General features: G+C 67.2%; 22 protein-coding genes and 1 pseudogene. 12 read left to right on the top strand and 11 right to left on the bottom strand.

Features of this window, described 5'->3' with window-relative positions; translation table 11 throughout:
• The first annotated feature begins 117 nt into the window (after nucleotides 1-117).
• The 6 genes and pseudogenes from NGH83_RS02050 to NGH83_RS02075 all read left to right on the top strand — a co-directional run.
• On the top strand, nucleotides 118-2,016 hold the full coding sequence (locus NGH83_RS02050) for a glycosyltransferase (protein ID WP_251857411.1): 1,899 nt from the start codon (nucleotides 118-120) through the stop codon (nucleotides 2,014-2,016).
• Between the two features lie 5 nt (nucleotides 2,017-2,021).
• Nucleotides 2,022-2,288 carry a hypothetical protein gene (locus tag NGH83_RS02055; RefSeq protein ID WP_251857412.1) on the top strand — a complete coding sequence of 89 codons (267 nt, stop codon included), beginning with the start codon at nucleotides 2,022-2,024 and terminating at the stop codon, nucleotides 2,286-2,288.
• Nucleotides 2,285-3,412 (top strand): glycosyltransferase family 2 protein, encoded by a 1,128-nt coding sequence (locus NGH83_RS02060; RefSeq protein WP_251857413.1) that lies wholly within the window; start codon nucleotides 2,285-2,287, stop codon nucleotides 3,410-3,412. Before NGH83_RS02055 ends, NGH83_RS02060 begins: the two co-directional genes overlap by 4 nt.
• 1 nt (nucleotide 3,413) lies before the next feature.
• Complete coding sequence (locus NGH83_RS02065) at nucleotides 3,414-4,682, top strand: acyltransferase (protein WP_251857414.1); 1,269 nt, start codon at nucleotides 3,414-3,416, stop codon at nucleotides 4,680-4,682.
• A 17-nt stretch (nucleotides 4,683-4,699) separates the two neighbouring features.
• A complete protein-coding gene (locus NGH83_RS02070) occupies nucleotides 4,700-5,563 on the top strand; it encodes an NAD(P)-dependent oxidoreductase (RefSeq protein WP_251857415.1) in 864 nt (287 codons plus the stop codon).
• A pseudogene (locus tag NGH83_RS02075) lies at nucleotides 5,563-6,123 on the top strand (dTDP-4-dehydrorhamnose 3,5-epimerase family protein); the annotation flags it as partial. The gene NGH83_RS02070 and the pseudogene NGH83_RS02075, both read left to right, overlap by 1 nt.
• A 41-nt stretch (nucleotides 6,124-6,164) precedes the next feature.
• Here the strand turns inward: NGH83_RS02075 and rfbA are convergent.
• The gene (gene rfbA / locus NGH83_RS02080) at nucleotides 6,165-7,034 is read right to left on the bottom strand and encodes a glucose-1-phosphate thymidylyltransferase RfbA (RefSeq protein WP_251857416.1); all 870 of its coding nucleotides are present in this window, start codon (nucleotides 7,032-7,034) and stop codon (nucleotides 6,165-6,167) included.
• A 69-nt stretch (nucleotides 7,035-7,103) separates the two neighbouring features.
• Here rfbA and rfbB point away from each other — a divergent pair, with 69 nt between their 5' ends.
• The gene (gene rfbB / locus NGH83_RS02085; RefSeq protein WP_251858427.1) at nucleotides 7,104-8,102 is read left to right on the top strand and encodes a dTDP-glucose 4,6-dehydratase; all 999 of its coding nucleotides are present in this window, start codon (nucleotides 7,104-7,106) and stop codon (nucleotides 8,100-8,102) included.
• 84 nt (nucleotides 8,103-8,186) lie between these two features.
• Here the strand turns inward: rfbB and NGH83_RS02090 are convergent, their stop codons facing one another.
• The 3 genes from NGH83_RS02090 to NGH83_RS02100 all read right to left on the bottom strand — a co-directional run bounded on the left by NGH83_RS02090 (nucleotide 8,187) and on the right by NGH83_RS02100 (nucleotide 11,744).
• The gene (locus NGH83_RS02090; RefSeq protein WP_371872726.1) at nucleotides 8,187-9,434 is read right to left on the bottom strand and encodes an ABC transporter ATP-binding protein; all 1,248 of its coding nucleotides are present in this window, start codon (nucleotides 9,432-9,434) and stop codon (nucleotides 8,187-8,189) included.
• Between the two features lie 3 nt (nucleotides 9,435-9,437).
• Complete coding sequence (locus tag NGH83_RS02095; RefSeq protein WP_251857418.1) at nucleotides 9,438-10,349, bottom strand: ABC transporter permease; 912 nt, start codon at nucleotides 10,347-10,349, stop codon at nucleotides 9,438-9,440.
• A 117-nt stretch (nucleotides 10,350-10,466) separates the two neighbouring features.
• Nucleotides 10,467-11,744: an O-antigen ligase gene (locus NGH83_RS02100; protein ID WP_251857419.1), complete on the bottom strand. Its 1,278-nt coding sequence runs from the start codon at nucleotides 11,742-11,744 to the stop codon at nucleotides 10,467-10,469.
• Nucleotides 11,745-11,859: 115 nt separating this feature from the next.
• Here NGH83_RS02100 and NGH83_RS02105 point away from each other — a divergent pair, with 115 nt between their 5' ends.
• Nucleotides 11,860-13,659, top strand: coding sequence for a DUF4012 domain-containing protein (locus NGH83_RS02105; protein WP_251857420.1), 1,800 nt, complete (start codon nucleotides 11,860-11,862; stop codon nucleotides 13,657-13,659).
• 6 nt (nucleotides 13,660-13,665) lie between these two features.
• On the opposite strand, the gene NGH83_RS02110 is transcribed toward NGH83_RS02105, so the two are convergent.
• Nucleotides 13,666-14,079, bottom strand: a complete 414-nt coding sequence (locus tag NGH83_RS02110) for a VanZ family protein (protein ID WP_251857421.1) — start codon at nucleotides 14,077-14,079, stop codon at nucleotides 13,666-13,668.
• Between the two features lie 41 nt (nucleotides 14,080-14,120).
• Entirely contained in the window at nucleotides 14,121-14,555 is a 435-nt protein-coding gene (locus NGH83_RS02115; protein WP_251857422.1) for a type II toxin-antitoxin system death-on-curing family toxin, read from the bottom strand.
• Nucleotides 14,556-14,712: 157 nt separating this feature from the next.
• On the opposite strand from NGH83_RS02115, the gene NGH83_RS02120 reads away from it, so the two are divergent.
• Nucleotides 14,713-15,444 carry a WecB/TagA/CpsF family glycosyltransferase gene (locus NGH83_RS02120; protein ID WP_251857423.1) on the top strand — a complete coding sequence of 244 codons (732 nt, stop codon included), beginning with the start codon at nucleotides 14,713-14,715 and terminating at the stop codon, nucleotides 15,442-15,444.
• Between the two features lie 18 nt (nucleotides 15,445-15,462).
• On the opposite strand, the gene NGH83_RS02125 is transcribed toward NGH83_RS02120, so the two are convergent.
• The 4 genes from NGH83_RS02125 to NGH83_RS02140 are packed head-to-tail and all read right to left on the bottom strand — an operon-like array spanning nucleotide 15,463 to nucleotide 20,038.
• The gene (locus NGH83_RS02125) at nucleotides 15,463-16,506 is read right to left on the bottom strand and encodes a hypothetical protein (RefSeq protein WP_251857424.1); all 1,044 of its coding nucleotides are present in this window, start codon (nucleotides 16,504-16,506) and stop codon (nucleotides 15,463-15,465) included.
• Nucleotides 16,503-17,786: an O-antigen ligase gene (locus tag NGH83_RS02130; protein ID WP_251857425.1), complete on the bottom strand. Its 1,284-nt coding sequence runs from the start codon at nucleotides 17,784-17,786 to the stop codon at nucleotides 16,503-16,505. The genes NGH83_RS02125 and NGH83_RS02130 overlap by 4 nt, the downstream gene beginning before the upstream one ends.
• A complete protein-coding gene (locus NGH83_RS02135; protein WP_251857426.1) occupies nucleotides 17,783-18,610 on the bottom strand; it encodes a glycosyltransferase in 828 nt (275 codons plus the stop codon). Before NGH83_RS02135 ends, NGH83_RS02130 begins: the two co-directional genes overlap by 4 nt.
• A 24-nt stretch (nucleotides 18,611-18,634) precedes the next feature.
• Entirely contained in the window at nucleotides 18,635-20,038 is a 1,404-nt protein-coding gene (locus NGH83_RS02140; protein WP_251857427.1) for a polysaccharide biosynthesis tyrosine autokinase, read from the bottom strand.
• A gap of 280 nt (nucleotides 20,039-20,318) precedes the next feature.
• On the opposite strand from NGH83_RS02140, the gene NGH83_RS02145 reads away from it, so the two are divergent.
• From NGH83_RS02145 to NGH83_RS02155, 3 genes are read left to right on the top strand one after another with little or no spacing between them, the layout of a single operon-like run.
• Nucleotides 20,319-20,540 carry an acyl carrier protein gene (locus tag NGH83_RS02145; protein ID WP_251857428.1) on the top strand — a complete coding sequence of 74 codons (222 nt, stop codon included), beginning with the start codon at nucleotides 20,319-20,321 and terminating at the stop codon, nucleotides 20,538-20,540.
• Nucleotides 20,541-20,542: 2 nt separating this feature from the next.
• Complete coding sequence (locus NGH83_RS02150; protein ID WP_251857429.1) at nucleotides 20,543-21,547, top strand: 3-oxoacyl-ACP synthase III family protein; 1,005 nt, start codon at nucleotides 20,543-20,545, stop codon at nucleotides 21,545-21,547.
• Complete coding sequence (locus NGH83_RS02155; RefSeq protein ID WP_251857430.1) at nucleotides 21,541-22,443, top strand: alpha/beta hydrolase; 903 nt, start codon at nucleotides 21,541-21,543, stop codon at nucleotides 22,441-22,443. Before NGH83_RS02150 ends, NGH83_RS02155 begins: the two co-directional genes overlap by 7 nt.
• Here NGH83_RS02155 and NGH83_RS02160 read toward each other — a convergent pair whose 3' ends face one another.
• Nucleotides 22,444-23,613 (bottom strand): hypothetical protein, encoded by a 1,170-nt coding sequence (locus tag NGH83_RS02160; protein WP_251857431.1) that lies wholly within the window; start codon nucleotides 23,611-23,613, stop codon nucleotides 22,444-22,446.
• Nucleotides 23,614-23,619: the final 6 nt, after the last annotated feature.

Below are 23,619 nucleotides of genomic sequence, written 5' to 3' on the forward strand. Positions count from 1 at the left end.
GTGCCCTTGATCGGCCCGGCTATCGGGTTCGGAGACGCACTGCTCTGGGCGCGGACGGTGGAGCGTTCCGGCGAGGTTGATGCCGATTTCGTCGCCGCGCAACTGGGACGCGCGTCGATGTCGGTAGGCGCAGCGTCACGGGCCTATGCATTCGGTGCGTTCCGACGCGGCGTCTCGGTACGCCCCGACTTCGACGAGGTCTTCGCACGCGCCCATCTTCCCGAAGGTGCCCGGGTTCCGGCGTTCTATTCCTATCTGCGCAACCGGTCGAGCGGAGCGCGTCCGCTGCTGATACGGCCAGCCGACATCCCCTCCATTTCGCGGGATGCGGCGTTGGCCGCGGCGCGACAGTGGGCAGTCGGTACGGGAGCTCTCGGCGGAGACGCGGAGGGCGATGATCCTGACCGCAGCACCGTCGTACTGATCGCTCGGGGCGGCGACGCCCGACTGGGCTATCGCATCCGCTCCGCCGCGGATGCGGGCGATCGAGTGGTCATCATCGCTCACGGCGTCGAGTCGAGCGAATGGACTCTGATTGCCGCGTCGGCGAATGACCCGCGCGTCTCCGCCCGCCTTGCGGCCGCATCGGAGGACCTTGAGACGGCCGTAGGACAGCAGCTGCCGAGAACCGGCCGCTATCTCGTCGTCGACCCTCGCGCCGCGCCCACCCCCGCGCAGATGGGTGAACTTCTCGCGGCGGCCCGTCCAGGTCGAATCACCGTGCCGATAGAGCGGGCCTCGGATGACACCGTTGCCTCGGTGGGCGCCGGTACGGTCGCGGGGCAGGTGATTTCGATCTTCGCCGGGCTGCCGGTCGAAGACGTGGAGAGATTGGGGAGCCAGCCGTTTCGAGTCCCATCTCGAGCCGGGTGGAGCTTCGCGGTTCAGGCTGGCGCGACCCAGCCGACGGAGGTCTGGGTCGACCCGACGGTGCGATTCCGCAATGGAGTGGACTTCAGCGATCGGACGCAACCGCGGCGGAGCGTGGTCGGGGACGACCGGGAGGCGATCGAGGCGCTCTACCAGCGCGCAGGGTACAGCGTCGATGCCTGGGGTCCAAAAGCGCCCGTGCTCCGACGGGTGACCGCTGAGCGTCGCTGGGCCGTGAAGGTCGCTTCCTTGGCGGGTCCCGAGGGCGACGTCTGGGGGGACACGCACTTCGGTGACGCACTCGCGGCCGCGCTGCGCCGACTCGGACACGATGCTGTGGTCGATCGACGCGAGGCCGCTGCTCGAGCGAGCGCCTCACTCGACGATGTGCATGTGATCGTCCGAGGTCCGACACGTATCCGTCCCCCACGTGGCGGCATCCGAGTGCTGTGGATCATCAGTCACCCCCATCAGATCACCGCGGCGGAAATCGACGACTTCGACCTGATCTTCGCGGCGTCCGCGTCATGGGCCGCCTCAGCAACGCAGCGATTCGGAAGACCTGTCGCACCGCTGTTCGAATGCACCGACGCCACTCTGTATCGGCCGCACGGACTGAGCCGCGGGTCCGACATCCTCTTCGTGGGGAAGTCGCGCGACGTGCCGAGGCGGGTGGTGATGGCTCCGATCGAAGCGGGCATCGACGTCAAGGTGTACGGACCCGACTGGGCCTCGTACATCCCTACGAGCTCGGTCGTCGCTCCATTCGTCCCCGTCTCCGCGCTGCCCGCGATGTACGAGCAGGCCGGCGTCGTTCTCAACGACCAGTGGGCCGAGATGCGTGAGGCAGGTTTTCCGGCGATGAGACCATTCGATGTCGTCGCCGCCGGTGGTCGCGTCATCAGTGAGGACGTCGAGGGTCTCACCGAGCTGCTAGGACCAGGAGTGATAACGTATCGGGACGAAGCGGAACTCGTGGCGCTCCTCGAGGAGACCAGCCTCGACCGCCTCTTTCCGTCCGATGCCGTGCTGCGAGAGAACGCAGAGCGAGTGCGTCGTGATCATTCCTTCGATGCGAGGGCTGCTGACATCGAGCGGGCCGTCGCACAGTACGAGTCGAATGCTGTACGAGATGAGAGAGGGTAGCTGTAGTGGGGGAGAACTCCGAACTGACTTCCGCGGTGGTGGACGCGGTCTCGCTCGAACGGGCGCTGAAAGACGCTGAGGTTGCGAACCAACGAGTCATCACGCTGACCAAGGAGCTGCTCGACCGCGAGGAGAAGATCGCGAAACTGCACGCGACGATCGTGGCGATGAAGCGGGTGATGGACCCGAAGCGCCGGGCGGAGTACGTGCTGCGGAAGAATCACGCCGTTCTCGCCATAGCCCGTCGGACCAAGAGGATGATCGGGCGGTGACCGCCTCGCGTCAGCCACGAGTGCTGCTCGCCGTCACTTTCTACAACGGGCGCGACTTCGCGCGCCGCACCATGGCATCGATAGCGCACTTGGCGCACGAGGGATTCGAGCTCGATGTGCTCGTCCTCGACGACGCCAGCCCGGAGCCCGGCTTCAGTGAGCTGCTGTCCCAGCTGTCCGCCGAGTTCGGCGCAACCTACTATCGGTCGCCGAGGAACATCGGGATTCCGCGGAACGTCAATCTGGGCCTCGCGACAGCTCAGCGTATGGGGTACGACTACGTCGTCGTGTCGAACTCCGACGTGATTTACGCCGAGAATTCGGTGCAAGTCCTCGTGGACGTCATCAGCGCTTCGACGGGGGCGGCGTCGGCGACCGCATGGTCCACCAACGTCGACCCCTACTCGCTGCCGAACGCGCCGGAGATCTATCCGGAGACCCAAGAGGTCGCCGACCTGATCGGGGCCACACTAGCGGCCGAGTTCGGCCCTCGGACCCTCGACATCCCCGCCGGCATCTCCTTCGCGATGATCGTACCGATACCGGTGCTCGACACTGTAGGCCTCATGGATCCCGTCTTCGGGCGCGGGTACGGCGAGGAGTCGGATTGGTCAGCCCGCGCGGTGAGCGCGGGCTACCGCCATCTGCTCGCCGAGGGCGCCTACGTCTATCACGCTGGCAGAGGCTCGACGTTGGCGGCCGGCGTCGTGCTCAAGAACGCGATCGCCGACTGGAGCAATCAGCGAATAGTGAATCATCGCTCGCCGATGTTCCATCTGAGCGTCGACGGCTTCCTACGATCCGGCGAACTCGAGGACGCGCAGATCGCGGCGGCTCGCGCTCTCGTGATCGCCGGAGCGGCGAAGTCGGGCTACGCAGTGATCGATGCATCTCGCGACTGGGACGACCTCGCTGAGGATGTGGTCACCGTCGCTCTTCGATCCGGTCCGCACGAAATCTGCACCGCGCAATGGTGCGGATTCGTCATCGATATCGACACGGACTCCACCGACGTCTTGGAGCGCATCCGGTCCTTCTTCGGCGGCGCGGCCCCGATCTACACGAATCTCGCCGACCCCACCTGGGAGGGTTCATCGCGCTTCGGTTATCCGGTGGACGTGTGAGGTGACGGTACGAACCCTCGGCGATGCCTTCGATCCGCGCAATAATTCGATCGGTTTCCTGCGCTGGGTGATGGCCTTCATGGTCATCTTCTCCCATGCGGGTCCGGTCGCCGGCCTCTTCCACGGCGCTGACATCGGTGAGCAGTGGGGAGCTGAGACCTCCCTCGGAGGGGTGGCGGTCACCGGCTTCTTCTTCCTGTCGGGCATGTTGATCACTCGCAGCATGATGACTTCGCGGTCGCCGGCCCGCTTCCTCTGGCACCGTGTCGTCCGAATCTTCCCTGCCTGGTTCGCCATCCTCATCGTCACCGCGTTCGTGCTGGCCCCCATCGCGTGGATCCATGATCGGGGAACCATCAGCGGCTTCTCGTCGGCTCAGCCGGACTCGCCCTGGGACTACGTCTACAACAACGTGACCCTGGTCCTGAATCAGTGGGCCATCGCCGGTACCGGTGCCGACACGCCCGCGGTGCAGTTCGGTTACAACACCTGGAACGGTTCCGCCTGGACGCTGATGTACGAGTTCGCGTGTTACCTCGCGGTGCTCGTTCTCGGCCTCATCGGCGCTCTCACGGGTCGACTCGTCGGAGCCATCATCGCCGCTGGTGTTCTCGTGCTGAGCACGCTGCAGGCGGTGGATGCCGGTGACCTTGCAACCGTCTTCGGCACCCTCGGTAATCCTCAGGTTCTGCAGCTCGCCGCGCCCTTCGCATTCGGCACGCTCGTACAACTCTTCATCGACAAGATCCCCTACAGCGATCGGCTCGGCGTCGGGATGATCATCGTCGCTGGATTGAGCTGGTGGCTCGGCGGATGGTTCCTCGTCGGTCAGTACGCGTTCGGCTACGGGCTGATCTGGTTCGGTACTCGTGTACGCGCCCTCGCCTGGTGGGGTCGTCGAGTCGATCTCTCGTACGGGATCTACATCGCCGGATGGCCGGTCATGTTCCTTGCGGCGGACCTGCGCCTGCAGGAAGCCGGATGGTTCACCTATCTGCTGGTTGTGACGGTCGCCGTTCACGTCTATGGGTATCTCAGCTGGACTCTGATCGAGAAGCCGGCGCTCGACCTGAAGAACTGGCGCCCTCGACTTCTGGCGTCGGCGACGAGCAGCCCGCCCGTGCCGCCGAAGGGACTCGGAGCGAGCGGCGCGATCAGCGAAGCTGGCGGTGGGCTCCGCACCCAGATCCTCGCCCGGGCACGCTTCGTGCCGTTGGCGATCCTGATGGTCGCGACCGCTGCGTTGGTCGTAGTCGGTGCGATCCGCTGATCGAGGTAAGGAGCGAGATGACCAAGACCGTTGTGGTGACGGGCGCCGGAGGCTACGTCGGCCGACATGTCGTGAGCGCCGTTGCGGATCTCGGCTACAGGGCGGTTGCTCTGGCGAGACGAGTCGATGGAGCCGACCTCGATGAGAGGGCCGAGGTCGTCGAGGCCGATGTCCTCGGCGCCGATTTCGACGTCACCACCCTCGAACCCGTCGAGGAGATCGCCGCAGTGATCCACCTCGCATGGGAGGACGGCTTCGTTCACAATTCCCCGTCGCACATGAGCAACCTCTCCGCTCACTACCGATTCCTGACTGGGCTCGCCGACCAGGGGATAGCCCGCGTCGCCGCCCTCGGCACCATGCACGAGGTCGGCTATTGGGAGGGGGCGGTGACGGCCGGAACGCCCACCGACCCGATCAATCTCTACGGTGTCGCGAAGGACGCGCTTCGCCGGTCGAGCACTCTCGCAATCGGCGATCGCGCCGATTACGTGTGGCTTCGAGCCTTCTACATCCTCGGAGATGACCGACGGAACCGCTCGATCTTCGCGAAACTGCTCGAAGCCGCGGAGAGAGGTGAGACGACTTTCCCCTTCACCACGGGTCGGACGCTGTACGACTTCATCGACGTGCGCGAACTCGGTCAGCAGATCGCACTGGCTGCGACGACGGCAGGTGTGACCGGTGTGGTGAATGTCTGCTCGGGACAGCCGCAAACGCTTGCGGCGCGGGTCGAGCAGTTCATCGTCGACAACGACTTGGACATGACGCTGCAGTACGGCGCCTTCCCCGACCGGCCTTATGATTCTCCCGGCATCTGGGGCGATGCAACGCAGATCACCGCGTTGATGGCCGGGTCGATCTTCGCAGGAGGGAAGTAATGGGTCTCGAGTACGGAAAGCCGCTCGCGGTGCGCCAGACGGCGATCCCCGGCGTACTGCTGTTCGATCTGCCGGTCCACGGCGACAATCGAGGCTGGTTCAAGGAGAATTGGCAGCGCGAGAAGATGCTGGCACTGGGGTTGCCGGATTTCGGACCCGTTCAGAACAACATCTCTTTCAACAACGACATCGGCACCACACGCGGGATACACGCCGAGCCGTGGGACAAGTTCATCTCGATCGCTGTCGGCAGTGTTTTCGGCGCGTGGGTAGACCTTCGTGCCGGCGAGGCTTTCGGGACTGTCCTCACGGCGGAGCTCGATCCATCGACGGCGATCTTCGTGCCGCGCGGTGTCGGCAACGCATACCAGACCCTCGAGACGAACACCGCGTACACCTACTTGGTGAACGACCATTGGAGCGCCGCACGCGTCGGTGGTTACTCGTTCCTCAACGCAGCCGATGAGACGGTCGCGATTCCGTGGCCCATCCCTCTTGATCGTGCGGAACTGTCAGAGAAAGACCGAAATCACCCGCGCTTGGCAGATGTCGTCCCCGTCTAGCCCGACTACGCGGGGGTCATCCCGATGAGTCCCGGACCTCAGCGGCCCTGCTCGAGCGCTTTCAGAAGGTAAGTCCCGTACCCGCTTTTGACCAGCGGTTCCGCGCGTTCGCGGAGTTCGTCGTCCGTAAGGAAACCGAGACGCCAAGCGACCTCTTCCGGACACCCGATCGAGAGCCCCTGTCGACGTTCGACAGTGCGGATGAATTCGGTCGCCTCGCTCAGCGAGTCGAACGTTCCCGTGTCGAGCCATGCTGTTCCGCGCGGGAGGACCTCGACCTTGAGCGATCCGCGCTCGAGGTACTCGCGATTGACGTCGGTGATCTCGAGCTCTCCGCGCGCGGAGGGAGTGAGTCCCTTGGCGATCTCGATCACGTCGTTGTCGTAGAAGTAAAGGCCGGGGACCGCGTAGTTGCTCTTGGGCGCGACCGGCTTCTCCTCGAGGGAGATGACGTTCCCGCCGGCGTCGAACTCGACCACGCCGTACGCGGTCGGGTCGTCCACCCAGTACCCGAAGACCACGCCACCGACGAGGTCCGTGTACTGGCGGAATCGCGTGCCCATCCCCTGGCCGTAGAAGATGTTGTCGCCGAGTACGAGGGCGACCGAATCGGAGCCGATGTGCTGCTCTCCGAGAACGAAGGCTTGCGCAAGCCCGTCAGGCGTCGGCTGCTGGGAGTATGTGATGGACACGCCGAATCGTGAGCCGTCGCCCAGTAGGCGCTCGAACTGGTCGGCGTCGTTGGGTGTTGTGATCACCAGGATGTCCCGGATGCCCGCGAGGATGAGGGTCGATAGCGGGTAGTAGATCATCGGCTTGTCATAGACAGGAACCAGCTGCTTCGAGATTCCGATGGTGATCGGGTGCAGTCGAGAGCCTGTTCCGCCTGCAAGGATGATGCCGCGCATCCGCTCAGTCTGTCGCACCGCATCAGCGCGTGCCAACTCGGTCCCGTCGTTCAAGTATCGTTGTCACCCATGAGCAGACTCCTCGTCACCGGCGGAGCCGGATTCATCGGGTCGAACTTCGTTCGCTACGTCGTGGAGAACACCGATCACGAGGTGACTGTCCTCGACAAGCTGACCTATGCAGGTAACGAGTCGTCGTTGAAGGGCCTGCCCGAAGCCCGTGTGAGGCTGGTCCGCGGGGACATCGCCGACGCCGCTCTCGTCGATGAGCTGTTCGCGAAGACCGACGCGGTAGTGCACTATGCAGCCGAGTCGCACAACGACAACTCTCTTCACGATCCCCGCCCGTTCCTCGATACCAACATCGTCGGAACCTACGTTCTGCTCGAAGCCGCTCGTCGGCACGGGACTCGCTTGCATCACATTTCGACGGACGAGGTGTACGGCGATCTCGAGCTGGACGACCCGTCACGATTCACGGAGTCGACGCCATACAACCCGTCGTCGCCGTACTCTTCGACGAAGGCCGGCAGCGATCTTCTCGTCAGAGCGTGGGTTCGATCGTTCGGGGTGCGAGCCACGATCTCGAACTGCTCCAACAACTATGGGCCGTATCAACACGTCGAGAAATTCATACCCCGACAAATCACTAACGTTCTTCGTGGCATCCGACCGAAGCTCTACGGGGCCGGAGAGAACGTTCGGGATTGGATCCACGCGGACGACCATTCGTCTGCGGTGCTGACGATCCTCGACAAGGGCGAGCTTGGTGAGACTTATCTCATCGGCGCGGATGGCGAGAAGAACAACAAGCAGGTCGTCGAACTCATTCTCGAGCTGATGGGCGCCTCGTCCGGCGACTACGACCTGGTGACCGATCGCGCAGGGCACGACATGCGATACGCAATCGACTCGTCGAAACTTCGGACGGACCTCGGTTGGGCGCCCGCGTTCCCGGACTTCGCAGAAGGTCTGACAGCCACCATCCAGTGGTATCGAGACAACGAAGCGTGGTGGGCTCCTGCCAAGGACGCGACCGAGAGGTTCTACGCGGCCCGGGGTCAGTGACCGTTCCAGGCGGCCCGGGCCAGTAACCTCAGAACCCTCGATGCCCGATGTCTAGAGTCATCCGGCATCGCGAGACACCGGAGCTCACGCTGCGGGGCGTCCCGACTTTGCCGTCGCGCTGCCGTCGACTGCGATTCGAATGTAGCCAGTGGCACTCGGATCGGAGTCCACGTTGAAGGACGTGGCTTGCATGATGTTGAACAGGTCGGCGCCGTCGCCGTCGATGAGCGTGGCATTGATGAAGTACTTGCCGCCGCCGAGCGCTGGATTCTTGAGCAGGAGGACAACCTCGCCATCGCCGCTGATCGGCGGGGTGGGGATGTTCAGCCAGTCAGTGCCTGTGACGAACATCTTCTGCCCGGTGCGGTCGTCGATCTGAATGCGGCAGCCCCACGCTTCGAGGTGGGGGGCACTGATAGTGAGCTTGACCTCGAGGTCGTCGCCGGGTCGCAGCGTCTCCCCGACCGCTCGTCCGACGACGGTCGCGCTCACCTTCGTCACCGCTCCGGTGCGACGAGCGTCGCCGAGGTCGATCGAGTCGCGCTCGGCGATGCGGCGCTCTTCGAGAAGGTCCCGGAACTTCGCCACCGCCGGTGCCGGTGCGCCGTCGAAGAGGACCTCCCCTTCATGCAGGAGCACACATCTGTTGCAGAGATCGACCACCTGATCAAGCGAGTGACTGACGAGGATGATGGTCCTACCCTGCCGTTGGAAGTCCCGGATCCGGTCCATGCACTTGCGCTGGAATGCCTCGTCGCCGACCGCGAGAACCTCGTCGACGAGCAGGATGTCGGGGTCCGTGTGCACGGCCACCGCGAAGGCGAGCCTGACGTACATTCCCGAGGAGTAGAACTTCACCTGGGTATCGATGAAGTCGCCGATCGAAGCGAACGCCACGATGTCATCGAATTGAGCCTCGGTCTCTCTCCGACTGAGCCCGAGAACGGCGGCATTGAGGAAGACGTTCTCGCGCCCGGTTAGATCGGGGTGAAAGCCTGCTCCGAGCTCGAGCAGGGCGGCGAGCCGACCGCGTTCGTGCACGGTGCCCTCCGTCGGATCGACGATGCCGCCGATGACCTTGAGAAGGGTGCTCTTGCCGGATCCGTTGTGCCCGATGAGCCCGATGGTCTCGCCCGCGTGGATCTGCAGGTCGATTCCGTGCAGCGCCCAGAAGTCCTTCTTGTGTCGACGTCCTGCTTTACCGAGCGTGACGATGCGCTCCTTGAGCGAGGAGTCCTTACGGATAGTGAACCGCTTGGACAATCCACGAATCTCTGCGATCACCGGACGCGAATTGCTGTCTACGGCTACAGCCGTCGAGGGATGCGTCATTCTTTAGAGCTCCTGAGCGAAGTTTCCCTGCAACCGGATGAAGGTCCGGTGGCAGACGAGAAGGAGGACGAGACCGATGACGAGCGCAATCCCCAAACGAACGAGGAGGCCTCCGGGCCATTCGGCGCCGTCGCCGGCAACCCAGAACGCGCGCTGGAATCCGAGCACGGCCAGGGTCAACGGATTGTTCGTGTAAAGCTCCAGCAGGAACGGGGACGCCACGAGCGACTTGACCATCTGCCAGGAGTACACGATCGGGCTCGCCCAGAAGAGCAGCATGGTGATCACTTCGACTAGGTACTGGACGTCGCGGAGATAGACGTTGATGGCACTGAACAGAAGGGCGAATGCCGTCCCGTAGACGACCAGCACGGCAACCGCCGGAATGGCGTACAACAGCTGCCAGTGCACGGGAGGCTTCGCGACGACCAGTGTCGCTCCGATCAGGACCACCAGCTGTATGCCGAAGTTGAACAGTGCCGAGCCAGCACTCGAGAGGGGAAACACCTCTCTCGGGAGATAGACCTTCTTGACGAGTCCGCCGTTGGTCACCACCGAACCGGTACCGCCGACGACGATCTCGGTGAAGAGACCGACAGCGGAGAGCCCCGCGAATACGTATACGGCGAAATCGGGGATCGAGCGAGCAGCCCCGAGGAACTGCCCCATCACTATGAAGTAAACGGCGAGCTGGATCAGGGGACGGATCAGCGACCAGAAGAAGCCGAGGGCCGAGTCTTTGTAACGCGCCTTCAGGTCCCGGCGGATGAGAAGATCGAGCATCTCTCGGTGAGAGACAATGCTGCGGATCGCCTCCCACCAGGCCCCACGGCCGGTGGCCGCGCCGACCGGATTCAGCGGGATTGCCGCCAGCCGCTGCATGCGTGTAGCAGCCTGCTCATCTGCACTAGACATCTTTGCGATCCTACCGTGCGCCTTCCGTGGACGCGTCTGATGGCGGCGTCGGCACCGAACACGAACCCTTCTGGGCTCGGAGGAACATCGGGGCTCGCAAGGCCGGAGCGGGCAGGGTCAGCGCAGGCCGCGACGCCAGCTGAGCTCCTGCGCGGCCTTAACCGCGCAGATCACCAGCAGGAACCAGCAGTACTCGACGAGCGCTGAGCTCTCGGCCATCGAGATCGCCGCGAGGGCCACGAGCACCAACGCCGGCCAGGTGTGAGTCACCCCGCGCCGGTTCGACGCCACGATCCAGGCGCGCACCAGGGCGAGCCCGAGGAACGCGACGAACAGTGCGAAACCGACGACCCCGAGCTGGAACCAGACGTCGAGGTACGCGTTCAGCGCCGAGGTGGGGAGACGTCCGTTCGCCGAGCGCAGCGCGATGAACGGCAGCAGGTCGGGCCGCCACGACCCGACGAAGCCCCACCCCTCGGTGAAGTTCGCCGACGTGAGGGTCCACGTCTGGCGCCACAGGTCGAGGCGCACGAGCAGCTCGCCGCGAGCATTGAACGCGTTGATGAGAGGCGTTTGCAGGAACCAGGCGGCGATGCCGCCGACGACGGCGAGACCGCCGAAGCCGAACTGCCACGCCGGCCGGTTCTCCTTCGGGGCGCGGCGCACCAGGATCAGCGCGATCGCCGCGAGCGACACCACCACACCGACCAGCGAGGCCACCGGCGAGCTGGTGAAGACGAAGACGATTCCGGCGAGGATCAGCGACGCGATCGCCGTGTTGCGGCGGACCGACCGGGTCGACGCCTCGACGAAGAAGGTGATCACCGCGATGAGGGTGACGACGCCCAGCATGTTGCGGCTGCCCATGAGGCCCTGGATGGGGCCGCCGTTGGCGAGGCTGCCCGTCACACCGAGGAAGCGGATCGGGACGTCGAAGATGATGCCCGAGAGCACCTCGACGACGAGCGAGGCGGCGAGCAGAGTGCGCAGCACGTCGCCGAAGGCGCGCACGATCTGGATGAGGTCGCGGGCGAGCGCCACGAAGACGGCCAGCAGCCCGACGGCGAGCTGATAGACGATCCCCGAGAGCGTGGCCCACTGGTACTGCGACCAGATCAGCGACAGTGCGCTCCATCCGACGAAGGCCAGCAGCGAGACGGGCAGGATGCCCTGCCATTCGAATTGGTCGCGCCGCACCACGAGCACCGATCCGGCGAGGACGACGAGCACGCTGAGGCAGGCGATCAGCCCAGGCCAGCCGATGACGCTGCGGATCGCGTGGCTGAGGAACACCGTCGCGATGGTGGTCAGCGTCAGCGATGCGGAGAACGCGGCCGATTCGAGCACCGCGCGCAGCTCGCCGAGGAGGCGGTGGTGCGGAGGCGGCGTGCTCATCGTGTCGACAACGCTACCGGCGCGGTGGAAGAGGGAGCGGAGCCTCACCGCGTCAGCCGCTGGCCCGCGAACGCGGGCGAGAGGGTCGGCGCACCGCTCGGGTACCGTTGCCCGGATGGCCATCTCCGAGACGGACGACCGCGCCGCGCCCCGTGCGCCGCGCGGCGCGGTCCTGCGGTGGAGGCGCCCGACGCCGTGGATCGTTTTCGCGCTCGTCGTCGTCGCCGTACTGCTCGCCGCCGCGGCGACGTGGATCGGCGTGCGCGCCGTGCTCGCGAAGGACGCCCTGGACCGGGCGCAGGCCCTCGTCTCGGAACTGCGGTCGTCGATCTCGTCCGATCCCACCTCGGCCCCTGCGCTTGCGACGCGCATCGTCGCCGAGACGCGGACGGCCCGCGACCTCACGAGCGACCCGATCTGGGCCGCCGGCGAAGCCGTGCCGTTCGTCGGCGCGAACCTCGCCGTCGTCCGCGAACTGGCGGGCACCGTCGACGAGGTCGCGACCGGTGCCATCGCGCCACTCGCCGGTGTCGTCGCCGCCCTCGACCCGTCCGCGCTCCGACCGGTCGACGGTCGGATCGATCTCGCGCCGATCGCCGCCGCCGCCGGACCGGCGGCCGAAGCCGACGACGCGGTCACGGCGGCACGCGAGCGGCTGCGGGCGCTCGACTCCGAGGGGGTCATCGGGCAGGTGCGCGACGCGAGAAACCAGCTGCTCGGCCTCCTCGACGAAGCGGCGCCGCTCACCGGGGCGGCACGCACCCTCACCGAGCTGGCCCCGTCGATGCTCGGAGCAGACGGGCCCCGCGACTACCTGCTCATGTTCCAGAACAACGCGGAGGCGCGCTCGCTCGGCGGCAACCCCGCTGCGTTCGTGCTGCTGCATGTCGATCAGGGCGCCATCGGTATCGCGGCGGAGGCGTCGAGCCTCGACTTCCCGCGCGACGGCGAACCGCCGCTCGAACTCGACCCCAACCTCTACTCCGTCTACTACGCGGACTTCAGTCGCTACGTCATGGACATCACGACGCGGCCCGACTTCCCGACCGCCGCCTCGCTCGCGAAGGCCTACTGGGAGCGTCGGTTCGGGGGCACGGTGGACGGCGTGGTCTCGATGGACCCCGTCGCGCTGTCGTATCTGCTGCGCGCGACCGGCCCTGTTCCGCTCGCCACCGGCGACGAGCTGACCGCCGACAACGCGGTCGCGCTCCTGCTCTCCGAGGTCTACGCGCGCTACACCGACCCCGCCGTTCAGGACGCCTTCTTCGCCTCGGCGGCCTCCGCGGTCTTCGGCGCGGTGACGACCGGGGCGTTCGACCCCGCCGTGGCCCTGCCCGAACTGACGAGGGCGGTCGACGAGCGCCGCCTCTTGTTGTGGAGCGCCGATTCAAAGGAGCAGGCGATCATCGCGACGACGCCGCTCAGCGGCATCCTCCCGACGATGAACGACGACGAGACGGCCGTCGGCGTGTTCTTCATGGACCAGTCGTCGTCGAAGATGGACTACTACCTCGGCACCTCCGTGACCGCGTCCTCCGACCAGTGCGAGGCCGACGCTCCGACCTTCGAGGTGGGGGCGAGCCTCACCTCGAAGCTCACGCAGGAGCAGGCGGACGCCCTTCCCGCCTACGTGACGAGCACGTGGTGGGGGAGCGAGAAGTTCGTGACCGACGTGTACCTCGTCGGGCCGGTCGGTGCGACCTTCGCCGGGGTCGCCGGTGACGGGACGGTGGTGAGCAGCGGCACCGACCTCGGTCGTCCCGTCGTCCGGGTTCAGATCGAGTTGCGCCCCGGCGAGACGAAGTCGGTGAATGGCACCTTCGCGGCGCCGGCCGGGGACTTCGGTCCGCTCGCGGTGATCGGCACGCCGATGGTCGTCCCGACGACCGTGACGACCTCGACGCCCGGCTGCTGACCTGCGTCAGTCCCGCGCGGTCGCGTCGGAGCGTCGCGATCGCTCCACGAGCACGCCCACGCCCGTGCCGATCGCGACGCCGATCATCCCGGCGACGACGTCGCGCGGATCCGGCACCCGGTCGGGGAGGAACAGGCCCTGGCCCACCTCGGCGACGAGCGGGGCGAGGAAGGCGAGGATCACCGGCGTCCACAGCCCGAGCACCCGGGCGGCCCACCACATCAGGGCTCCGAGCGGTACGAAGACGGCGATGTTGGCGATGAACTCGATCGTCGAGTAGATCGACCCGGCACCCGGCGCATCCGCGCCGGCGTCCCGCAGCCACCCTTCGACGATCGGGCGCACCCCGGTGTCGAGCTTCACCGGCCAGAACACGATGAGCACGATGCCGACGAGGTACAGGCCACCGGTGACGAGCACCGCCGGAGAATCCCGTGCGGCCCGCCAGAGCGAGGGAGTGCTCACTGCCCCGGCGGGGGCCACGGCATCAGACGCGACTGGATGCGCGACGCCAGCTCCTGCGTCGAGACGTATCCCTGCGCCACCTCGCGCAGCAGCGAGAAGGTCTCGTTGTCACCGAACTCGATCGCGGCGTGGTTGAGCTCGAGGAACACGTTGGTGGCCAGCCAGGCGAGGCGCTTGTTGCCGTCGAACAGGGCGTTGTTGCGGGCGAGGCTCTCCATCAACGCGGCGGCCTTGACCGACAGCGGCGAGTAGACGTCGCGACCTTTGTACCGCATCGCCGGGCGCTCCACGGCGCCGATCAGGAGGCCGAGGTCGCGCACGGTCTCGCGCAGCGGGGCGTCCATGAACGCCTCGATGATCTGGACGACGTCGTCGACGCTGAGGTACTCGGTGTGCGTCTCGTCCGGCTCGGAGGGTGCGGTCCCGGTCATGCGCAGCGCCTCATCGCTCAAGCATAGGCAGGCGCCGCGGCAGAGCCCGACGCCGCTCGTGATGTCCCCCCTTTATGGGCGAGACAGCAGGCGGCCGGATGCCTAGCCTGGGAGGAGGCATTCGCCGCACCCTGCTACCCGAAGGATGCTCAACGAGATGGTCGCCATCGGTCCCTTCGAGGTGATCGACCTTCCTCAGCGCGAGGTCATCGACCTCATCGCGTCCTCCGAGGACCCCAAACCGGTCGCGTTCGCGCTGCACGTCGGCGGTCTGAACCACCGCCACGACCGCGAGTTCGTCCAGGCGATGAGTTCCACGCCCCTCGTCTACGCCGACGGCGCCGCCACGGTGCTGCTCGCGAAGCTCGGCGGTGCTCGCCGAATCGAACGCGCCGCCACCACGGACATCGGCATCCCGACCATGGTCCAGCGCGCCAAGCTGCTCGGCCGGTCGGCGCGGGTCGCCATCGTGGGCGGACCTCCCGGACTCGCCGAGCGCTCGGGCGATGCCCTCGAGGCCGCATCGCATCTGCTGCGCGTCCCGTATGTGACGCACGGCTACCACGACGACTTCACCGAGGTCCTCGCCGAACTACGCTCCGTGCAGCCCGACATCATCGTCGTCGGACTGGGGATGCCGCGCGAGGCGATCTGGGTGGAGCAGCACCTCGCCGAGCTGCCGGATTCGCTCATCATCACCTGCGGGGGATGGCTCGGCTTCCTCGCCGGGGACGAGCAGCGTGCGCCGAAGGTGATGCAGAACTCGGGCACCGAGTGGGTCTACCGGCTGGCGCAGAGCCCCGGCCGCCTCGCGAAGCGGTACGGCAGCGGCCTGCTCACCGTCGCGAAGATGGCGGTCGGTCAGCTCCGCTCGCGCCGCGCCGCCTGAGGGCGCCGGCGTCGAAACTCAGCGCGCGCCGGCGAGCGTCTCGACGGTGCGCCACCGCTCGGCCCAGGTCGGCGCGGTCCCGCCTGTCGCGGGGGCCGTTCCCGTTCGTTCGAGCACCGCGGCGACCGCCGCGTCGGCGCCCTCGGGGAGCTGCACGAGGTTCGGGGCGTCGATGCCGAGGTCGAGGCCCGACGCGATGACCCAGCGGCCGCTCGCCAGGGCGTTCCACGTCTTCGCCGGAGCCAGGGTCGCGCTCCGAGAACCGCGGTAGGGCAGCAGCACGAACTCGTGCCGGGCGACGAGGGACGCCAGCGTGGCGACGTCGACGGGCGGATGCACGGGGATGCCGGCTGCCTCGAGCGCGGCACGATCCTCAGTCGAATCGACGACGCCGACGACCTCGACCGTGACGCCGTTCGCGGCGAGGGCGGTCATCACGGTGATATCGGTCTCCGCGCGCACAGCGCCGAAGTAGATCGCCGAACGCGGGGCGGGCGCCTCATCGACGGCGGTCTCGAACGGAGCATCGGCGGCGGGCGGCACGACGGTCGCGTCGATGCCGCGCTGCTGGAGGGTCCGACGCATGCCGTCGGCGTCGGTGATGACGGCGGAGGCCGAGGCGGAGATCCGTCGTTCGGCCGACCGCCAGCCGATCGGCGGATACCAGGTCGCCGGCACCGTGGCCCAGTCGAGCACCGCGTCGTACACCACGACGGGCGCCCCGGTGCGGGCGACGTACCACTCGGTCCAGCGGTCGGGGATGTAGGCGAGCACCATGTCGTAGTCGACGGGGCGCTTCAGCCACGCCGACATCGGCAGCAGCCGCACACCGTCGGGGGTGGGCGGCGCTAGGGAGGGAGTCTCCGCATCACGGCCGAGCGCCCCACGGAGTCCGCTCATCAGGTGGGCGGCGTTGCGCGGATGCGGCGGCAGGAAGTCGACCTGCCACCCGGCCTCTGCCGCGGCGACGGTGAGGGCGTGGTGGCGCTGCCACAGGTAGTCCCAGCGCACGCTCGACGCCACGAGCAGACGCCGTGCAGGCGCGGTGCGGTCCGCCGTCATCGCGATCCGCCGACGGGTCGCGGACGGGAGCCCCACGTGCGTGCGTACACGAGGACGACGGCGAGGGGAAGCAGGTGCCCGGGGTCGAAGTCCTCGAGGGTGCACCAGATCAGCACCAGCACGGCGATCGCGACGGCGTAGCCGTCCCAGCTGCGCAGAGACCGGACCAATGCGTTGATCAACAGCCAGAAGAGGGCGATGGCCCCGAGGATGCCTGCCCTGAACAGGATCCCGAGGTAGGCGGAGTGCGTGGCGACGCTCGCCACGAGACCTTCCTCCTGGGGTTTGATGCCGTAGCCGAGGATCGGCACCGGGAGCTGACGGACGAGCTCCCATGTGCGTGCGTAGATGTCGGACCGCGTCTCGAGAGATCCCTCCCGCTGCCCGTTGATCTCCTTGACCATCTCGAGGATCTGCTCGTTGAACAGCAGCACGACGATCACCGCGCCGATCGCGGCGACTATCGCGAGCGTGTAGAAGGCCATCCGGTTGCGTGCGCCGACCATCACCAGAATTCCGATGAGCACTGCGGCGCCCAACGCGAGCTGGGTCGATCGGCTGAGCGAGAGCACGACGGAGAGGGTTCCTGCGGCGACGCCGGCGACCGCCAGCACCCGCCACCACCCGCGCTCGGTGAGCAGGCTGACCGCGACGATGCAGGTCACAGCACCGAAGACCCCGGCCCAGGTGGGCTGGGCCATCATGCCGGCGGAGCGGAACGTCGCCTCGCCGAGCCAGTCGATCGAATAGAGACGGTTCTGGGCGAATGCGCCGAGCCCCGAGGGAAGGCGGCCGGCGATGCCCTGCAGCAACGGAATCGGAAGGGACGAGGGGTACGCGACGATGGCCGCCGTCACCACCGCCCCCTGAGCGGTCCCGATGACGAGCACGATCCGCCTCAGCAGAACGTCGAGGTCGATCTCCTGCGAGACGGTGATGAGCGCTGCGATGCTCAACCAGACGAGGAGGTTGCCCCCGAGTGATGCCACGCGTCCGAAGTCCAGGCCGAAGGCGAGGACGCCGATCGGCAGCGAGAACACGAGAGCCCCGAGCACGCCGATGGCGGGAAGGGCGGCGGCGACTGGTCCCCGGCGGATGAGGTAGAGGAACGCCAGCACCCCGACGAGAACCCAGTAGAAGCCGCCGAGTCCGACGAGCCACAGCAGCGGGTATGCGAAGGAGAGGATCGAGAAGCTGCGAACGAATCGCACCGCGTTGGGGCTCGCTCCCAGCGCGGCAGCAGGACCCGGGCGAAGGGCCGTCGCGACGGTGGCGTTCACACCGCTGCGGTGGCCGTGAGCAGTGACGCGCGGTGCTCGAGGAAGCGACGGTAGAGGGCGCCGCGGCTGGAGGAGATCCGCTCGGCGAGGAGCTCCTCGAATCGGTCATCGTTCGGAGTGACGCCGAGCACGTCGTGCGCGAGGGCGGAGTACGACTCGCGGATCTGCGGCTCGGCGAGCGCCGAGCGCGCCCAATCCTCGGCGGCGGTCACCTGCGTGGCGTGGTGCCGGTAGGCCACGGTCGGGCGGCGCAGACGGGTGATCCGTTGCCCGTCAGCCGCGAGTCTGAGCCACAGGTCGTAATCCTCGGCCGCGCAGACCCGGTAACCGCCGACCGCGAGCAGCGCGCTCCGAGGCGCCAGCATCGTGGAATGGCAGAGCGGATTCCCGAAGAGCAGCGCGAGGCGCATCCGCTCGGGCGGCAGCGCGAGCGGAATGGACGGCTTCGGAACGCGGTAGCCGCTTCCGAAGTCGATGATCCCGCTGAAGATCACGTCGGCCCGGTGATGAACGGCACGCAGCTGCGCGCGGAATCGGCCGGGGAGCACGATGTCATCGGCGTCCATGCGGGCGACGTAGCGGCTGTCGGTCGCTTCGATGAGCTCGTTGAGGCTGTTCGCGACACCCTGCGATGTGGTGTGGGTCATGACCCGGATCCGCGAGTCGCCGATGGAGGCGATCCGTTCGGCGGTGGAGTCGGAGCTCCCGTCATCCATGACGACGATCTCCGAATCGTCCGGCAGCGCTCGCAGCGTGGAGCGCAGAGCGGTACCGATGTGGTCCTCGGCGTTGCGGGCAGGGACGATGACGCTGAGTAGAGGCATGGCGGTCTCCTCGTCGGATCCGGGTCAGTCGACCGGCGCGGCGACGGCCGCGGACGTCTGAGTTCGCGCCTGCGGGCGGCGGGGTTCGGAGGTGTAGGCGCCGTAACCGTTCGCGTCGGGGCCGCTACGCGGGAGCATTCCGAGGACGACGCCGAGCACGCGTGCGCCGACCTGATCCGTGATCGCCAGGGCGCGCTTCAGCTGATCGCGGGTCACCTTACGCGCCGCTGCGACGACGATGACACCGCTCGAGCGCACCCCGAGGATCGCGGCGTCGCTGACGGGGAGCAGGGGAGGGGCGTCGATGATGATCGTGCCGAAGCGCTTCTTGAGGGTGGCGAGCATCGAGACCATGGCCGGCCCCTGCAGCAGTTCGCTGGGGTTGGGCGGGATCTGACCTGCGGGCAGCACCATCATGCGCTTGTCGCCCCATTCCTGCAGAGCCTCGTCGAGCGTGACGTCGCCGATCAGCACGTCGGTCAGTCCGATGCCGCCGTCGATCCCGAGATAGTTGGAGACCCGGGGGCGGCGGAGGTCCGCATCGATGAGCAGGGTCGAGTTGCCGGTGTCCGCGACGGTGATCGCCAGATTCGTCGCCGTCGTCGTCTTGCCTTCGCCTTCGCGGGCCGAGGTGATCACGATGGTGCGGGTGCCCCGACTGATGTCGAGGAACTGCAGATTCGTGCGGAGCGTGCGGAACGCCTCGGCGCGGACGCTGCGCGGGTTCGTCAGGGCGACCAGAGGCTGGGTGCGTGCCGATCGATCCCGCGAGATGCGTCCGAGCAGCGGCTTGTCGGTGACCCGCTCGATGTCGTGCTCGCCGCGGACGCGCACGTCGACGGCCTCGCGGACAACGGCGACGATCACTCCGAAGGCGAGCCCGATGAGCGCACCGAGAGCCAGGTTGAGCGGCGCGTTCGGCGACGCGGGCGACAGCGGGACCGTCGCAGGCTGGATGACGGTGATGCGCACGGGCGACTGCTCCGCCTCGGCGCCGGTGAGCGTGGTGACGGCTTGTCCGAGGCTGGCGGCGACCGCGTTCGCGATCGCTGCAGCACCCTCGGCGGTGGCGTCGCTCGCCGTGATGTCGATGACGACGGTGCCGAGCGTGCTCGTGGCTGTGACGCGTCCGGCGAGGGACTCGGCGGTCTCCTGCAGGTCCAGCTCGTCGATCACCGGGTCGAGCACCAGCGGCGTCGTCGCGACATTCGCGTAGCTCGATACGACCTGTTGCGAGTAGCTGGTGCCTTCGCTCAGCTCCGGGAGGCTTCCGCCGGTCTGCGTGGAGACGAAAACCTTGGTGGCCGATTCGTAGGACGGGTCGGAAGCCAGCGAGTAGGCGCCGCCGGCTGCGGCACCGAATACGGTGAGCAGCACGATGGCGATCCAGCTGCGTCGGAGGACTCGGAGATAGTCGAGGAGGGACACGGGAAGTCGGGTCGCTTTCCGCCGGCTTCCTGCTCCTTCGGGTCAAGGGCGAGCGGGGTGGCTCAGAAGGGAAGCCGACACGGGTCGGGTGTTGCGCCGACGGGCGCGGAAATCCCAGTATCGCCCGAGGGCCACGCCCTGAGTAGCCCCCCGTTGGCGGGCCAGCGGGACTCAGAGGCTATTGCGTACCATCGAAGAACCCACCGAAGGGGCACCCCACCCTTCCCTGATGCGCTCGCGTGCGTGAGCGCACCGACGTCTACCCGAACGAGGTGTTCACGTGGCCGACCGTGCCCAATTCCTGTCCTTCCTCGAGGAGATCCTCGAGGCCCCCGGCGGCTCCGTCGCCTTCGAATCCGACCTCGAAGAGCTTGGGTGGGATTCTCTGTCCGACCTCGGCTTCATCGCGGGCGTCGACGAGCGCTTCGGCAAGACGGTCGACCCCGAGCGTCTCGCCGAGAGCGAGACGCCGAACGACCTCTACACGCTCGTCTTCGGCTGAGCGTGGCCGCCCGCATCGCCGCCGTCAGTTACCACCTGCCCGCGGCAACACTGAGTAACGCCGACCTCGCGGCCGAGTTCCCCGAGTGGTCGGTCGAGAAGATCGGTGCGAAGACCGGCATCGTCAACCGTCACGTCGCGGCGGACGACGAGTTCGCCTCCGACCTCGCGGTGGCCGCCGCGCAGCGCCTCTTCGACGAGCACGGCATCGACCCGAATTCGATCGACTACGTGCTGCTGTGCACCCAGAGCCCCGACTACTACATGCCGACCACCGCGGTCCTCGTTCAGGAGCGTCTTGGCCTTCGCACCAGTGTCGGCGCGACCGACATCACCCTCGGCTGCTCCGGTTACGTCTACGCGCTCGGGCTGGCGAAGGGCCTCATCGAGTCGGGTCAGGTCCGCAACGTCCTCGTTCTCACGACCGACACGTACACCCGTTTCGTCAACCCGCGCGACAAGTCCGTGCGCACCCTGTTCGGCGACGGTGCCTCCGCCTCGCTCGTCACCGACGACGGGGGCGCCGACGCGCTCGGCAGCTTCGTCTACGGCAGCGACGGATCGGGCGGAGGGCAACTCGTCGTTCCGAACGGAGGGCTCAAGGGGTCGGAAGCCTATCCGGCCGCTTCCCCCGAAGCCCGGGGGTTCGAGAGCAACGGCTACGACCTGTACATGGACGGTCCCGGCATCTTCAACTTCACGCTCGAGATCGTCCCCAAGTCGGTCGACGCTGTGCTCGCCAAGGCCGGCCTGCAGCAGGACGAGGTCGACCTCTGGGTGTTCCACCAGGCCAACGCCTTCATGCTCGAGCACCTGCGCAAGAAGCTCGGGGTGCCTTCCGAGCACTTCGTGGTCGCCATGGGCGAGTCGGGGAACACCGTCTCGTCGACCATCCCCATCGCCCTCGTCGAGGCGGAGCGTGCCGGGCAGCTGACGAGGGGCATGAAGGTCATGATCCTCGGCTTCGGCGTCGGGCTCTCTTGGGCCGGGGCCGTCCTCGAGTGGTGATCGGCAGAGGAGCTCGCGGCGTCGTCGCGCGATTCCTGGCGGTCGGCGCGGCGGTCCTGGTTCTCGCGGGGTGTCAGGCCGCCGCAGCCGATCCGACTCCCACCCCTTCGCCCACCTATGACGTCGGCCATCCTCAGGGTCTCGGTTACTCGGCGTCCGACGGCAGCTGGTTCGCCATCGACGCGTGCATTCCCGAGGCGGCCGGCGACGCGGTCCCCGCGGTGGTGCTCGTGCACGGTGGCTCGTTCACCGGGGGAAGTCGCACCGACCTCGCCCCGGTCTGCGACGCGCTGGCGGCGGCCGGTATGGCGGCCTTCTCCGTCGACTATCGACTGGTGCCCTGGGGGGTCTTCCCCTCGCAGGCGCAGGATGTGGCGTCAGCGATCGACTGGGTGCGCGCACCCGAGCAGGCCGACGCGTTCGGCCTCGACCCCGACCGGGTCGCGCTCCTCGGCGCCTCGGCGGGGGCGGTGATCACGGCTCAGCTGGCTACGGGCGTGACCGGGATCGGTTTCGACAACAGCGTGCTGGCGGGTGCCGTCATGCTTTCCGGCGGGTACGACTTCACCGCGCCCTCCGACGGTCTCGGACTCGACCTGATCTCCGCACTCGAGGGCTACCTCGGTTGCGACATCGCCTCGTGCGCCGCTCTCGGCACCGCGTCACCGGTGACGGCGGCCTCCGCCGATGACCCGCCGATGCTGCTCATCCACTCGGACTCCGAATTCATCCCGCTCGATCAAGCCGAGCGGTTCGCCGACCGATTGACCGAGGTCGGAGTCGACAACGAATTGCTCGTCGTGCCGGGGGAGGCTCACGCCGAATGGATCTACCAGGTTGATCCTGCTGCGGTCACCGCGACCGCCGACTTCCTGCGGACAGTGCTCGCCGGCTGATCACGGGGCGAGGGCAGCCCGTGATTCGAGCTCGTCACGGAACGCCCGCTCGAACCGGGTGAGGTCGAACAGTCCCGACTCGTCCCAGACCGAGACCCGCGGGGTGCCGCCCATGGTGGCGACGAAGACGAAGGTCGCCGATGGCCACGGTCCGATGGTCGCGCACCCGAAGCTGCCCCGACCCGCCCACAGCGTCTCCGGGAGAGCGAGCTTGCTGTTCAGCAGCGAGATCGACACGGCATACCCCGGCTGGTAGGGCGCGCGTCGAAGCACCGACTTGAGGCGGTCCCTGCCACGCCGGTAGACGGCGATCAACAGTGAGACGGCCGGAGCGTTGGAGGCCGACAAAGCGGCGAGCCGGGCTGTGATCGCAGAGGGAGCCCAGTCCGTCGTCTGCAGTGAGCCGAACGGCATCACCGAGACGAAGTTGCCGCGCACCCGGCCGTCGACGAGGTGTCGGAGGTCGATGGGGATCGAGACCGGCATGTCGGCATCGCCGCGCTGCACGGCGCGCAGAGCCGAGACCCCGATGCTGGCGATGCGGGTGTTCTTACTCGAACGGCCCTTGCGGCCCCGCTCTTTGGCCCGCATGAGTGTGCGCTGATCGTCGTCGTCGAGTTCGAAAGCGACGAAGCCCGCCGATTCCGACGAGTGCGCGAGGTCCGAGTGCGGCGGGGTCACGGAGACGACCGAGTGCGCGTCGTGCTGCGCCCGGCGGAACGCGTCGAGACTCGCGCGGTTCAGAACCGTGAGCAGAGCAGCCGTCGCGCGCTTCGCCAGAGGGCGGCGATCGGGTTCCGGCGCCGGCGCACCGGCGGCGACCGCGGCGAGATGACCGATCGCCTCGATCGCACCGGAGCCGTCGAAGACGGAGTGCCGCAGCATGACGGCGATCGAGTTCCCCGACACGGTGATCGCGAGGGGCAGCCCCGCGTAGCCGCGGCGGTGCGCCTCAATGATCAGGTCTCGTTCGGAGAGACCGTCACCTGCGTCGGTGATGCTGCGGGCGACGAGCAGATCGAGATCAGCCCCACTGGGAACTCGGACGGCGTCTGAGGTGCGCAAGAGTGAGTGCAGAGCCGGACCGAGACGGCTCATCGCATCCTGCGCCAGGCCCCCGAACACGAAGACGTTGTCGTAGCCGGAGTAGATCGCGTCCCGGGACTTCATGCGGGG

The sequence above is a fragment of the Herbiconiux sp. L3-i23 genome (assembly GCF_023734115.1).
Classification (GTDB): Bacteria; Actinomycetota; Actinomycetes; order Actinomycetales; family Microbacteriaceae; genus Naasia.